This window comes from Enterococcus sp. 5H, assembly GCF_028128615.1.
Taxonomy (GTDB): Bacteria; Bacillota; Bacilli; order Lactobacillales; family Enterococcaceae; genus Enterococcus_L.
On record NZ_AMDP01000002.1, the window covers coordinates 61,155 to 75,127 of the forward strand.

The window sequence follows — 13,973 nt, forward strand, 5'->3', positions numbered from 1 at the left end:
TAGTAGCTTACTTCCTATTTTTACGGAAATTCTAGCTTGTAGGAGGGAAACGATGGAAAATGTCATGATTTTATTTAATGAAACTTCAGGTAAAGATAAAGGCAAAGAATTGGCAGAAAAATTTGTTGACTATGCCAAAGATCAGGGTCGTTCGGAAATTCATTTTTTATTAGAACAAGTTGGACCAGATTGTGATAGCCAAAAAACAGTTGAAAAAGCCAAACAAGAGCAAGTGGATACTCTGATTTTTATTGGTGGTGACGGCACAATTAATCATAATATTGCCGATTTTAAAGATGAACTAGCAGATCTAAAAGTTGGTTTATTACCTGGTGGAACAGTAAATAATATGGCTAGAGTTTTAGGTATACCACTTAAATTTGAAGATGCCGCAGCAGTAATTTTAGCTGAACATACACGCAAGATCGATTATGGAATGATTAATAATCAAGTGATTGTCAGCACAATGACTATTGGCATTTTGGCTGATACAGCTGCACGAATTAGTCAGAAAGAAAAGCAAAAATATGGAAAATTAATTTTTGTAAAAAACTTTTTTAAATTGTTAGCGAAGAAAAAACGTTATCGATTAGCAATTACTACAGAGAAAGAACAATGGCAGGGAAAAACACAGTTAGTAACGGTTACTATGACTAATTCAGTGGGAGGCTATACAAATTTTGATGATTCAGCTTCACCGGATGATGGTTTATTTCATGTAACAATTTTGCCCAAACTAAACTTTTTTAAATTAGCTTTTTATTTACCTAAAATCATCTTAGGCAAGATTTATGAAATTCCAGGCTTGAAATATATGACCGCTACAGATATCGCGATAAAAAGTACAAAAGGTAAAAAAATAGGGACACGCGTTGATGGAGATCCCAGTGAAGATTTACCTATTAATATGAAAGTTGTGAAACATGGGGTGACGGTTTTTGCTCCTGAATAGTAAACTTATAACAATTAATTGTCGAAATAACTTTACATCCAACTCTTATTCAAGGTATTCTATTAGAAGAAAGATTTTGGAGGAAAAGTTATGAACGATTTAATGAAGCATGCACCATGGATATATTTGCTTCTAATAAATGTAAGTGAGTTTTTAGCAATGTATTTTGACAAAAAAAGAGCTGTTAGAAAAAGATGGCGGATTCCTGAATTTGATTTATTATTTATGGGAATTATCGGCGGCGGGATCGGCGGTCTGCTTGCTCAGCAGCTGTTTCATCATAAAACAAAAAAAATACGCTTTTATTTTTTCTTTATTTTTGGTACACTAGTAGCTATCGCAATTCTTTATTTTAGTTATAAAAGGACGTCGTGAATACAAATTAGTGGGGAGAAACCATGAAAAGCAATTCAAAAACAAAAATTTTCGTGAATATTGGCTTATTGGTAATTTTCATAGGCATTTTAATTTATGTCATGGATAATTCATTAAGCGATATATTCGCTCAATTAATGGAAACTAGTTGGCTTGTTGTTGCTCTGGTTATTTTATTAGGTGTTGTCTATCAAATTGTGGAAGGGCGCTCTATTAAAGAAATTGCCTCCTATTTCCAAAAAGATTTTACAACAAAAGATGGTTTTTTTACGTCATGTTATGTAGCGTTTTACCGGGTTATTTCATTTGGTACAGGGACTTTACTTTCAGAAATTTATTTCTATAAGAAAAAAGGTTTAGCTATTTCACAAGGTGTAGGTGTGACAGCGTTACATATGATTATGTATAAAGTAGCTGTTATTTTCTTATCTGTACTAGGTCTTATTGTTCAGTTTTCGCTATTCTATGAGCATGCACCAAAAATGATTCCATTTATTTTGGCAGGGGTTATTTTGACATTTGCAATTATTTTTTCATTATTAGTTCTGTCAAGCAGCCTGAATTTACAAGTCTTCTTAATTAAATGGACGAACAAGTATTTTAAACGCCAAAAATTAAGAGATTGGGTAGATAAATGTAATCTACAAATCTATTCATTGAGAGAAACGGTTTTAACGATTACCAAAGATCGTTCTGCAGCCATTCGGATTTTTGGCTGGAATGTGACAAAATTGCTTTTTTGGTACGTGATTCCATATGTTGTGTTAGTGCAGGAACATCCGAAAATTGACTTCTTGTTAGTTCTCTCGTTTACTAGTTTTGCAGTAATTTTATCTGGAGTTTTCCCAACACCAGCAGGAATTGGACCTTTTGAATTTGTCTACTTACTCTTATTTAAACCATTAGTTGGTACGGTGGATGCTGTTTCTTCTTTACTATTGTATCGTTTTGCTAGTTTTGTTTTACCATTTTTGATTGGTTTCGTATTTGTCTTGGTACAAAAAAGACGAGAAATAAAATCAGATTTGGATGCAGTAAAGAAAGAAAAAGAGCAAGCGGTAGAGGAATAGTCAACTTAATAAAAAATAGAACTTGTAACAAAACGGATGTTTAGTTTTGTCGCAAGTTTTATTTTTTTGTAAGCATCGTTAACAAAATGTTTGAAAAATCCTTATTTATTATAGTTTTTTTGGTAAAATGAAATCAGCAGTGATTTTAAGTAATCAAAAGCTACTGTATTAAATAAAAAGGAGAAAGAAGGGATAGTATGGTTAATGAACAAGTATTAAATGTGGTAGATGTATCTAAACGTGTTGGTAAAAAAAGAATCATTAAAGATGCATCATTTAGTGTGAGGAGTGGCAGAGTAACAGGGCTTCTTGGCCCGAATGGTGCGGGGAAAACAACGATTATCCGAATGTTGGTTGGTTTAATGAGTCATGATAAAGGCTCAATTCAGATCGTTGGACACTCACTTACAGAAAATTTTAAAGAAGCCATGGCTCATGTTGGTGCAATTGTTGAAAACCCTGAATTTTATAATTATATGACTGGGATGGACAACTTAAAACAATTTGTGAGAATGACAGAGAAATCAATTTTTGAAGATACCCTAAATCAAGTAGTTAAAAGCGTGCACTTAGAAAATAACATTGATCAAAAAGTCAAAACCTACTCTTTAGGTATGCGGCAGCGATTAGGAGTAGCGCAAGCAATTTTACACGAGCCAGACTTGTTACTTTTAGACGAACCAATGAATGGTTTAGATCCACAAGGAATGCGGGAATTTCGTGAAATGATTCAGCAGCTTAAAGAACAAGGAGTTGGTGTGCTGATTTCAAGTCATCAGCTGAGTGATATGGAGCTGATTTGTGATGACTTAGTGATTGTTCAAAAAGGAGAAATTTCGTATGTGGGTCCGATGACGGCTGCAAATCAAGAAAATAAACTAGTCGTATTGCTGGAAACGGATCAGCAGGAAAAAGTACAAGTTTTTCTAAAAGAAGAAGGCTACAGTGTAAGTGTTGATCAAAACTATTTGAAGCTTGAATTAACCGAAGATACTAGAACAACGTTAGTTAAGCAGCTAGTTGAGGCTGGTTTTGGTATTAAAGAACTAAAAGTCCATGTTGATTCGTTGGAAGAAAACTTCTTACGCTGGACTGAAAATGGAGGGTTGTAATATGGGAGCATTGATTAAAAACGAATGGATAAAATTAATAAAAAAGAAATCGTCGTGGATTATGTGGATTATTTTAGCGGCTATGACTTTCGGTATTACGTTACTTATAAGGTCAACGACGAATACTGGAACTGAGAGAGTTATAAAGGCTAATGAAGTATTTTTTAATTTAACAGACATGACTTCTTTTCTTAATTTATTCGTTGTAATTGTTGCAGCATCTATTGTAGCTGAAGAATTCAGTCGAGGAACAATTAAGTTCTTACTGATCCGACCATTTACGCGCAGTCAAATTTTATTTTCAAAATTTATTGTATGTCTGATCTACGGCTTGGTTGGAACAGTGATTCTTTATGTCAGTAGCCTTGCTTTTTCGAATTTATTACTTGGTGTACAATCACCATTTGAAGTAGTAAAAGACTTTTATGGTTGGAATGCTTTAACCGTTGCCGCTGCTTATGCGTGTGCTAATTTGTTGCTAGTTTTACTATATATTACGATTACATTGTTTATCTCAGCGGCAGTTCGATCGCAAAGTTTGGCAGTTGGTGTCGGTTTAGGTGTTTTATTTGGAAGCAGCATTATTAATACATTTTTGAATATTTTGATGCAAGAGCGACCTTGGTTAAAATGGAATTTATTTAACATGCTGAATATTAAAAATACAGTTATGGAATCAACTGGCGAAGAAGAATTACTTAAAACGTACCTGAATTTCTGGCAAATGGCTGTAGGGATTTTAATTTATAGTGCAATTATTTACTTTGCAATGCAATTACTGTTTAAGAAAAGAGATGTTTCATTGAGTTAATTTTCATTTTTGCTGTTATTTTATATAATGAAATAGGTAAAATTGTTCTATTTTAACTTTGATTATTAAAAAAAATGTCTAAATGTTAGAAAAGGAAAAATCTAAAAAAAATTCTAGAAGTTGTAAACGTTGACTAATCAACGTTTAGAGCTTCTGTTGTTTTGGGAGTTAAATGAAAAATTAGAGGGATTTATTATTTTCTAAGTAAACTAATAAATTGCTGATAAAACGAGTGTTTATGCGTTTGAGCGCTTGTTTATACATTTAAAAATGATTATGATTAAAAAGAAATTTTAAACTTTATTAGGATTAGGAGTGTTTTAATGGAACAAAAGCAGTTGCGATGGTTTACAGTTGGTTTAATCGCATTTAACATGGTTTGGGGCTTAGGAAATGTTGTAAATAACTATGCTCAACAAGGAATCTCAGTTGTCACATCTTGGGTTTTAATTTTGGTCTTATATTTTATTCCGTATGCCTTGATTGTAGGGCAACTAGGTTCAACATTTAAAGATAGTAGCGGTGGTGTCAGCTCATGGGTCCAAAATACTAGTACCAAACGTTTAGCATATTATGCAGCTTGGACTTATTGGGTTGTGCATATTCCTTATTTGGCTCAAAAGCCTCAATTAGTTTTGATTGCGTTTGGCTGGGCAATTCAAGGAAATGGAAATATTGTTAATAATTTCTCAGTTGTTGGTATTTCGTTAATTTCATTGGCTATTTTTTTGATCTTTCTACTTTTATCTACGCGCGGTTTAATGACCTTAAAAGTTATTGGCGGGATGGCAGGTACGGCTATTTTTGTAATGTCGATGCTATTTATTTTATTGGCAGTTGGCGCACCGTTTATGAATTCTACAGTACAATTTGCAACACCACATATGAATCAAGTCAGCACTTATATTCCAAAATTCGATTTTAGTTACTTTACGACAGTATCTATGCTGGTCTTTGCGGTTGGTGGGGCAGAAAAAATTTCGCCTTATGTTAACTCAATGAAAAATCCAGCAAAAGAATTTCCTAAGGGAATGATTTTCTTAGCAGCAATGGTTGGTGTTTCAGCTGTGTTAGGCTCATTCGCTATGGGAATGCTTTTTGCAAGTAATAATATTCCAGACGATTTGATGGCAAATGGCGCGTATACAGCGTTCCAATTATTAGGTGAATATTATGGTGTAGGGAATTTATTAATGATTATCTATGCAATCACAAATGGTATTGGTCAAATCTCAGCTTTAGCTTTTTCGATTGATGCGCCGCTGCAAATTTTATTAGCAGATGCTGATCCAGAATATGTTCCGGCAGCATTACGCAAAAGAAGTAAAAAAGGAACCTTGGTTAATGGGTATTTACTAACTGGTATTCTGGTAAGTATCATTATTCTATTACCGATGTTTGGTATAAAAAATATTCAAGAGCTAGTTAAATGGTTAACGAACTTAAATTCTGTTGTTATGCCAATGCGTTATCTGTGGGTATTCTTTGCCTATATGATGTTGAACAAAGCATATAAAAACTACAATTCAGAATATAAATTTATTAAAAATCCCAAAATTGCCTTTGGGTTTGGACTGTGGTGTTTTATTTTTACCGCGTTTGCTTGTATTTTAGGAATGGTGCCAAAAGTTGATTTTGGAGTGGATCCAAAAGCTTGGTTCTTCCAATTAGCTTCAAATATAATTACCCCGGTTGTACTAATCTTACTAGGGATGATTTTACCAGCTTTAGCCCGTCGAGATAAAAAAAGAGCATAATTACATTAACTAAATGAAGAGAGAACGATACTTGAAATAATAGTATTTTTCTCTCTTTTTATTTTCTGACTAAAATGATATGATGAATTTAAATAGATCTGATGAATTATGAGGGGATAATAATGAAAAACAAAAATTTAGTTCAAGTAACTATCGATCAATTAAAAAAATATATTCAAACTGAAAACTTTAAGGATGGGGACAAACTGCTAATAGAAAAGCAATTAGCTGAAAAGTTTGGTGTGGGTCGTTCGACGTTGCGTGAAGCTGTAAAAATTTTGGAATACGGCGGTGTTTTGGAAGTTAAACAAGGTGCGGGAACGTTTGTTAAAGCTTTAGAAGAAGGTTCTAATTTGAGGAAAGATTTAATCGATGTTAGAGAAATGCTTGAAACAACTGCTGGTAAACTAGCATGTGAGAATCGAACTGAAGCCGATTTAGCTGCTTTGAACCAAGCGTTATTTACCCGAAATCGTTTATTAGCAAAAGGCAATTTTTCTGAGTATATTCAAGCCGATTTAGACTTTCATTTATTAATTGTAAAAAGCAGTAAAAATGGTTTTTTAATTCAATGGTATCAAGAGATTTTTACAGATTTAAAAACAATGCTTAGTACGCTAGTCATTGATTCAATAGATTATCAGGACAATACGAATTTACATCAGAAAATGTTTGATGGTATTTTGGCTCAAGAACCAGCTGTTATAGTTGAAGCAATCTTAGAGAATAGCAGGAGAAAATAACAGATGGTTAAAGAAGATTATAAAAAAATCGGTCTAGTTTTTTTAGTTGCATTTAGTTTACGAGTAGGAATTTCTTCTATTCCGCCCTTGTTGCCAATGCTGAAAAAGGAATTGGCAATTTCTGATGTAGCAGCAAGTCTATTGACAAGTATTCCAGTGATCTGTATGGGAATCTTTGCTTTGACAGTTTCTTTTGTTCAGGAAAAATTAGGTCGAAGAAAAGGAATCTTAGTTTTTCTTTTGGTACTGAGTGCGGCTATTTTAGCTCGAGCAGTCACAGTCAATTATTTTGGATTGATAACTACGGCATTTATGGTTGGTGTTGGGACAGCTATTATTGGGCCCTTGTTGTCAGGTTATATCAAAGCTGAATTTCCTACAAGATCGGGTTTATTAATTGGTATTTATTCAATTAGTATGGGACTTGGCGCATCGATCAGCTCAGGCAGTGTAATGAAACTGACTGATTATTTTGGCGGAAGATGGAATTTTGCATTGGCTTTTTTTGGTTGTTTGTCATTAGTCGGTTTTTTTAGCTGGAAAACTGGAACGAAGCAACAGTCACAAAGTGAGTTAATTGTAAGAAAAGCTGCTTTACCATTAAGAAATAGGCAAGCGTGGAAAATCACATTATTTTTCGGTATTCAATCGGGAATTTTTTATGGATTGACTACTTGGATCACAACAATTGCATTTTCAAGAGGTGTTAGTATTGAAGTTGCAAGTTTGGTTTTAACTTTTTATACCTTAATACAGATGGTATTTAGCTTTTTAATTCCGTTGTTAATGGATTATGTAGGACAAGTTAAAAGCTGGTCATTAATCTGTAGCTCTCTTGTTCTTATAGGGATTGTTGGTTTACTTATGAGAGGTGCTTTCTTATGGTTTGTCCTTGCTACCTTTGTGATTGGAGTAGGTTTAGGCGGTTTATTTCCGATTGCACTTTTATTACCATTGAAGCTAACTCATTCAGCTGAAGAAACAAGTGCTTGGACTGGAATGGTTCAATCATTTGGCTACATTATTGGTGGAATGATTCCAATTTTAATGGGGATTATTGCAGATATTATTCCGGCGACAAACGCTTCGTTATGGTTTGTTATGTTATTAAGCCTGATAATAATTGGTATCACTTTACGATTCAATAAAATCTAGTTGTCTTAGAGCAGCAAGCTAGATTTTTATTAACCAAAATTATAAAAAAATGAATTAATTAAACTCTATTTTGTTTTTGCAATTGTGTATTATAGAAAAAAAGAGCAATTTTGTATTTTTAAAGGTATAATAGAAGTGGAAGTGTGTTCTTTTTTCTAAAAAAATGATACGATTTATAAAGGATAAAATTAGAGGAAGTGAGAACGATTAGTAAACAACAACAATCAGCTAAACAAGAAAGATCAACGTTTATTTGTAAAGAGATTGATCCTGATTACTTAGGTCGTGAAATTTATGCTGATAATATAAAAACACCGTATTCTTTTTATTTAGTACGAAGATTAACTTTAGCAAAAGATTATCAGAATTTGGCTGAAGGTGAGGCTTTTTTTGATGCTATCTGTGATAGTTGGGATGCAACGGATGATTTCGAAGAATTGGTTGTCAAAAAAATCTATATGTACGTTGAAACTGAAGTGATGTATTATACTTTATTAATGGGTAGCTTTGAGCCAACTAAGCGAGTACTGCGGACAGATTTAAAACACTGGCTTGAAGATATTTCATTGGAAAAAGAAGAACGCTCACTGATTTATAAAGGTGAACCTGAGATTAATACAGGTGAAATGCAGAGTATGATGAAGCAAATGATTGAAACATCAAATGAAATTTTCCGCTTAAGAAAAATGATTGATGATTTATCTGAAACAATTAATCAAGGGAAAATTGAAGTACTTCATCAACCAAAAATTCAACCAGTTATTTCTAGAAGTATTAAAACAATTCATTTAAAACGTGCTCAGCCATTGTTACTAGAAGACGATCACTTAGACTCAAGTAATGCGACTGAAGAATCCATAGAGAAGAATGACTTAAATGTTTTGAGCGATTCGGTAGAGAAAGCAGCAGGGAATGAGACTGAAAAAAAGCCACAAATCAAGTTGAACGAAAAACCAACGCTAGAAAATTCCCCAATAGCAGACGAACGCTTCACCTCTCTAAAGCCAAAAGTAAAAGATGATGCAGATGCTAAGGAAAAAATTACTGAAAATAATGTCACTAAGCCTGAGCTAAAAGCTTTAACATTGGTAAGAGGGAAAGCTCTACAATTGCAGCCGGAAAATTGGCTTGATTTTTCATTACAACTTGAGGATAGTCAAATGGTTGATTCCTCTACAGAAAGATCAAATGTTGAACCAGATGACCTAGAGAATCTTGAAAATGAAATTTATCAATGTTTTGTCAATAAACGCAAACGTTTAGGTGACAAGAAAAAACATACTAAGAAAAAAAGAGTTCTACGATCAGATCTTTTAGCCCAAATTGAGCAGGCAGAGTATTTAAATTATTCTTGGGGACAAGTGCTCAGAAAACGTCAAGAAGATGTCTTGATTTGTGGACGTTTAAGTAGTAGCAGCTTAGTTTCATCTTTAGATGAATTTTTAGATGAAGTACGTGGAATTGCGTATAGCCGTTCTTTATTTGGGAAAAAAGTTCGCTGTTCCATTGAGCTTTTACGGCGTTTGGAAGGTTATGTTTTGATGGATCAATTTATGCAGAAGTTGATTATTCTTTCAGACGAACCAACGCAAAATTAAAATGGTTTAGTCATTTCGAAAGTGTACAATTATTTATTTAATTTTAGGGAAATTATAGGAGCTACTTTTTCTAGCTGTTTAGTCGAATATAGTGTGTGGAGCAAAACGGATCTTTGGTTTTGCCCACACCCTTTTTTTGTTGAAGTATTGGGAAGAATTTAATGAACTCGGGTTAAAATCCACGGTCTAGCTGTTCCTTCAGCATCCTGTTTTGTTGAAGTTGAAGTAAGAATCAGTTTTTTGTTCTCGTAATTAGAAAATGTATATCTTAATGTTTCATCTGAATTAAGATAGACTAGTGATTTATCTGTCTTTTTACTCTCCAGTGTTAGCGGAATCGTTTCACGATCAGAGGCATCTTCTGCTTTTGCTAGAAGTAAATCGATTTTTAGAGGATCAAAAGTCGCTTTGACTTGAATAAATGCTGGATAATCAGATTCAGTAGATTGCCAGCTACCCAAAATATTCTCAGTAGAAATTTGTTGCTGTTTTTTTAAAATAATTGGGGCTAATGAACCGCCAACAGCATTTGGCTCAACCTCATAAGTTGGATAAACAGTTACCGTGCCTTCTTCTAATTTAAAGGTATAGTGAGATTTTTTATCATCAGTCTCATAGGTATATATAGTATTTTCTTCTGTAAAATCAATGGTTAAATGTGTTGAATTAAAATCTATTTTTTGGTTATCACTTGTAATTACATAAGATCCATAATCATAGCTATCTGCAAACCAAGTCCCTACAATTTTCTGAACCGTATCAGTGTTAATGCTATTTTTTCCCTGTGGTCTTGTATGACATGCGCTCAAAAAGAAAATAGTAAATACCAATGTTAAACCAACCAATTTTTTCTTCATAAACTAACAACTCCTTATCTTTTTATCTTAGTTTATCATAATGACTGTTTTATGAAACAAGAGATTAGATTTAATCTTAGCAACTAAGACTAAAAAAAACTTTTGTTTTGTAGTATAATTTTGAAGGAATAGAGGAAAGGTGGGAGCTTATGGAAAAAAGTCAGGTTTATGCAGTAGTTGATATCGAAACAACTGGTACAGATCCCACTGTTGATCGAATTATTCAGTTCGGTTGTGTATTGATCCAAGACGGTGAAATTATTTCTCGTTTTGCTACTGACATTAATCCTAATCAAGCCATTTCTAAACAAATTCAGCACCTGACAGGTATTAGTAATTCACGTGTGCGAAAGGCACCTTATTTTGAAGATGTGGCGTTAACTATTTATAATTTATTAGCGGATACCGTTTTTGTTGCACATAATATTTATTTTGATTATTCATTTTTAACCCATGAATTAGTTCGTTGTGGTGCACCTAAGTTAAAAATACCCGGAATTGATACTGTTGAGCTGGCACAGATTTTTTTACCTACAGAAAAAAGCTTTCGTTTGGGGGATTTAGCAGATAGCCTAGGGTTAATCCATGAAAATCCCCACCAAGCAGATAGTGATGCTCAAGTAACAGCAGAATTGTTGTTGTTAATTGAAGCAAAAATGAGACGTCTTCCTTTAATCACAATGGAGGCGATTGATCGCTTGAGTCAATTGACAGGGATGGATACGAGTGCTTATATTCATGAAATTTATGAAGAAATGAAACAAAATATCCAACCTTTACCTAAAGAGCAACATGTAGTATCTGGGATTGCTTTACGGCGTAAAGAAGTGACTTTATTTGAAGAAAAATTATATGGTGAATCGATCTTTCCTGTTAAGAAAAAAGCAAAGGAAAAAGTCTTTGGTCAAATAATTGGTTATCGTTCTGAACAAAGCCGAATGATGAATTTGGTTTATGAACATTTTATCAACGATGAACATAAGGATTTGTTTGTTGAAGCAGCAACGGGAATAGGGAAAACGCTAGGATACTTATTTCCGCTTAGTTATTTAGCAACCCCGGAAAACCCAGTTATTATTAGTACAGTTTCAATTGTTTTACAAAATCAGCTAGCGGAGAAAGATATTCCATTTGCAAATCAGCTTTGCCCAAAACCGTTGCAAGCAACGATTATTAAAAGTCATCGGCATTATATCGATTTGCAGCGATTTAAAGCAACATTGAATTCACCTGTTAAACAAAAACAGTATGCATTGTACCAAATGGGCGTTTTGGTTTGGTTGTTAGAAACGGAAACGGGTGATTTGGATGAATTGCAATTAACTAATTTCAATCATATTTTCTGGAAAGAGGTTGCTCATCGAGGGGTAGATTTTCTATCGGACCAAGATAATCTTTATCAAGAGGATTTTGTTCGTTTCTTATATAAAAAAGTCAAGCAAAGCAATGTTTTAATTGTGAATCATGCTTTTTTAGCACAGGAAACATTAAGAGAGCTGCCGATTTTACCTAAAAGTTCTTATTTAATTATTGATGAAGCGCATCATTTGCCAGATATTGCTGGTAAAATTGCAAACCGTCAATTTAATTATGCTTCTTTTAAAAAACAAGTAGCAGGTTATTTGGAAGAAGAGCAATTATTCGATCAAGTAATGCAAGTCTTTAAACAAGAAAAAGAAGGACAGCGTTTGTTGCGAATTTACTGTAAAGCTTTGGGGGATTTAGTAGAAGAATTTAGTGATTTATTTTATGAGATTAATCAACTGTTTCCTAAAGAGCAGCAAGTGATGGAGCCCGTGTTGTTAACAAAACAACGATTTGATCATTTGTCTTTAACTGGGGAACGGAGTATTCAAAAAATTGAAGTTCTTTTATCAGAAATGCTGGAAATACAAGAAAGAATTCAACAATTGATTACTAAATACTTAGATAAATATACGGCATCAGACCGTATTATTTTCGTTAGTTTACTACAATTTTTTGATCGGGTGGAATATTTGTATGAATGTTTTGATATTTATGTCAATCAATGGCAGCCGCGCTGGATCAAGGAGTACAGTCAAAGTATACAAGGGAATAGTTTATTATCAATCAATGATCTAGATGCCAGCATTTTACCTGAAACAATATGGTATGCGCGTTATCAACGAATTCTATATACAGGCGGAACACTAAAATTTGGAAATGATAAAAAATATTTACCTGAAAAGTTGGGTTTAACAGATATTGTGTTTAAAACATTACCAGACCCTTATAACTATGAGAAAAATGCTCGTTTATTTATACCATCTGAGGCGATTGCAATCAGTCAGGCGAAAACGGCTGAATTTTCCGCTTATATTGCATCTGTTTTGCAAGAGTTAGCTCAACTTGATCGTTCGGTTTTGGTTCTTTTTACGTCTCATGAAGTCCTGTCTAGTGTTTATTATCGTCTGCATCCATTATTTTTAAATGAGGGTAGGGAACTTTTGGCACAAGGAATTAGTGGCAGCCGTGAAAAAATTCTAAAACGCTTTGCTCATTCAAAAAATAGTGTGTTACTTGGTGCGGATAGTTTTTGGGAAGGTGTCGATTTACCTGGGGAGACCTTATCACTTTTAGTGGTGACACGATTGCCTTTTGAAAATCCTAAGAGACCTTTTGTTAAAGCGCGTTATGATTATCTTGAAGAAAAAGGAATTCAGGCGTTTACCCATGAAGCACTGCCCAAAGCCGCGTTACGATTACGCCAAGCGTTAGGCCGTTTGATACGCTCTGAAAAAGATAAAGGAGCCTTAATTGTTCTAGATAGACGTTTGATTACAGCGAAATATGGAAAACGTATGATTAAGGCTTTACCGAAAAATCTGCCAGTTAAAGAAACCTCTATAGAAGAAATTGTTTCTGAACTAAAAGAATTTTTAAACAATTAAGAGAAAGAAATTCGCTTTTTTGCTATTAAAGTGAACTAATTTTCTGCTATAATGGTAGCCAGTAAGTTTGGAAAGGACGAGAAGATTGCAAGAGCAAGAAAACCGAAATGAAGAAAAAAAGACTAAGATTTTGTTAAGCATAATTACGATTTTATTAGTGATTATTGTTATGATTGCTATTTTCTATGTTCGTTCGACTCATCCAAGAACTCAGGCGAAAAAAGAAGCAACCGAAATCGCAAAAGAATATGCGCAGTTAACTACCGTAGATAATTTTTATTGGTTTACCAGAAAAGAAACATATTTTAGTGTAACTGGTAAAAATGCTGAGGGTGAAAATTTAGTTGTTATTATTCCTGAAAAAGATGGTGACGTAACCGTTCTAAATCAAAAAGACGGCGTAGAAGAAGGTCAGATCCGTCAAATTATGGAGACGGACTATCAAGAAAATAATATCCAAAAAATTAGTTTAGGATTGTATGATGGCAAACCAACCTGGGAAGTTGTTATAAAGGATAAAGATGGTTTGTTGAGCTATTATTTACTGTCATTTGAAAAAGCAGAAGAAATCATGGTTATTAAAAATGTCTGACGAGACTAATTATTAACTTTAAAGAAATTCCAATAGATT

Annotated in this window: 12 protein-coding genes; 11 read left to right on the plus strand and 1 reads right to left on the minus strand. The window is 33.7% G+C overall.

From position 1 onward, the window contains the following. Window positions 1-52 precede the first annotated feature (52 nt). The 9 genes from C240_RS00470 to C240_RS00510 all read left to right on the plus strand — a co-directional run bounded on the left by C240_RS00470 (window position 53) and on the right by C240_RS00510 (window position 9,573). Entirely contained in the window at window positions 53-952 is a 900-nt protein-coding gene (locus C240_RS00470; RefSeq protein WP_271489208.1) for a diacylglycerol/lipid kinase family protein, read from the plus strand. Window positions 953-1,042: 90 nt separating this feature from the next. Next, complete coding sequence (locus C240_RS00475) at window positions 1,043-1,327, plus strand: DUF1294 domain-containing protein (RefSeq protein WP_271489211.1); 285 nt, start codon at window positions 1,043-1,045, stop codon at window positions 1,325-1,327. A gap of 23 nt (window positions 1,328-1,350) precedes the next feature. After that, on the plus strand, window positions 1,351-2,397 hold the full coding sequence (locus tag C240_RS00480; RefSeq protein ID WP_271489214.1) for a lysylphosphatidylglycerol synthase transmembrane domain-containing protein: 1,047 nt from the start codon (window positions 1,351-1,353) through the stop codon (window positions 2,395-2,397). Window positions 2,398-2,594: 197 nt separating this feature from the next. Next, window positions 2,595-3,509 (plus strand): ABC transporter ATP-binding protein, encoded by a 915-nt coding sequence (locus tag C240_RS00485; protein ID WP_271489217.1) that lies wholly within the window; start codon window positions 2,595-2,597, stop codon window positions 3,507-3,509. Window position 3,510: 1 nt separating this feature from the next. Next, window positions 3,511-4,320, plus strand: a complete 810-nt coding sequence (locus C240_RS00490) for an ABC transporter permease (protein WP_271489220.1) — start codon at window positions 3,511-3,513, stop codon at window positions 4,318-4,320. 323 nt (window positions 4,321-4,643) lie between these two features. Next, complete coding sequence (locus tag C240_RS00495) at window positions 4,644-6,077, plus strand: amino acid permease (RefSeq protein ID WP_271489222.1); 1,434 nt, start codon at window positions 4,644-4,646, stop codon at window positions 6,075-6,077. Window positions 6,078-6,199: 122 nt separating this feature from the next. Continuing rightward, the gene (locus C240_RS00500) at window positions 6,200-6,820 is read left to right on the plus strand and encodes a FadR/GntR family transcriptional regulator (RefSeq protein WP_271489224.1); all 621 of its coding nucleotides are present in this window, start codon (window positions 6,200-6,202) and stop codon (window positions 6,818-6,820) included. 3 nt (window positions 6,821-6,823) lie between these two features. Next, complete coding sequence (locus C240_RS00505) at window positions 6,824-7,975, plus strand: MFS transporter (RefSeq protein WP_271489226.1); 1,152 nt, start codon at window positions 6,824-6,826, stop codon at window positions 7,973-7,975. Between the two features lie 197 nt (window positions 7,976-8,172). Further along, entirely contained in the window at window positions 8,173-9,573 is a 1,401-nt protein-coding gene (locus C240_RS00510) for a hypothetical protein (protein WP_271489229.1), read from the plus strand. 158 nt (window positions 9,574-9,731) lie between these two features. Here C240_RS00510 and C240_RS00515 read toward each other — a convergent pair whose 3' ends face one another. Beyond that, complete coding sequence (locus C240_RS00515; RefSeq protein ID WP_271489232.1) at window positions 9,732-10,430, minus strand: hypothetical protein; 699 nt, start codon at window positions 10,428-10,430, stop codon at window positions 9,732-9,734. A 149-nt stretch (window positions 10,431-10,579) separates the two neighbouring features. On the opposite strand from C240_RS00515, the gene C240_RS00520 reads away from it, so the two are divergent. Both C240_RS00520 and C240_RS00525 read left to right on the plus strand, forming a co-directional pair. Beyond that, a complete protein-coding gene (locus tag C240_RS00520; protein WP_271489235.1) occupies window positions 10,580-13,342 on the plus strand; it encodes a helicase C-terminal domain-containing protein in 2,763 nt (920 codons plus the stop codon). Between the two features lie 85 nt (window positions 13,343-13,427). Further along, window positions 13,428-13,934: a cell wall elongation regulator TseB-like domain-containing protein gene (locus C240_RS00525; RefSeq protein WP_271489238.1), complete on the plus strand. Its 507-nt coding sequence runs from the start codon at window positions 13,428-13,430 to the stop codon at window positions 13,932-13,934. Window positions 13,935-13,973 lie beyond the last annotated feature (39 nt).

Bases quoted from the DNA above. Each gene is read 5' to 3' on its own strand.
- C240_RS00470 (WP_271489208.1), top strand. From the start codon at position 53: ATGGAAAATGTCATGATTTTATTTAATGAAACTTCAGGTAAAGATAAA.
- C240_RS00475 (WP_271489211.1), top strand. From the start codon at position 1,043: ATGAACGATTTAATGAAGCATGCACCATGGATATATTTGCTTCTAATA.
- C240_RS00480 (WP_271489214.1), top strand. From the start codon at position 1,351: ATGAAAAGCAATTCAAAAACAAAAATTTTCGTGAATATTGGCTTATTG.
- C240_RS00485 (WP_271489217.1), top strand. From the start codon at position 2,595: ATGGTTAATGAACAAGTATTAAATGTGGTAGATGTATCTAAACGTGTT.
- C240_RS00490 (WP_271489220.1), top strand. From the start codon at position 3,511: ATGGGAGCATTGATTAAAAACGAATGGATAAAATTAATAAAAAAGAAA.
- C240_RS00495 (WP_271489222.1), top strand. From the start codon at position 4,644: ATGGAACAAAAGCAGTTGCGATGGTTTACAGTTGGTTTAATCGCATTT.
- C240_RS00500 (WP_271489224.1), top strand. From the start codon at position 6,200: ATGAAAAACAAAAATTTAGTTCAAGTAACTATCGATCAATTAAAAAAA.
- C240_RS00505 (WP_271489226.1), top strand. From the start codon at position 6,824: ATGGTTAAAGAAGATTATAAAAAAATCGGTCTAGTTTTTTTAGTTGCA.
- C240_RS00515 (WP_271489232.1), bottom strand. From the start codon at position 10,430: ATGAAGAAAAAATTGGTTGGTTTAACATTGGTATTTACTATTTTCTTT.
- C240_RS00520 (WP_271489235.1), top strand. From the start codon at position 10,580: ATGGAAAAAAGTCAGGTTTATGCAGTAGTTGATATCGAAACAACTGGT.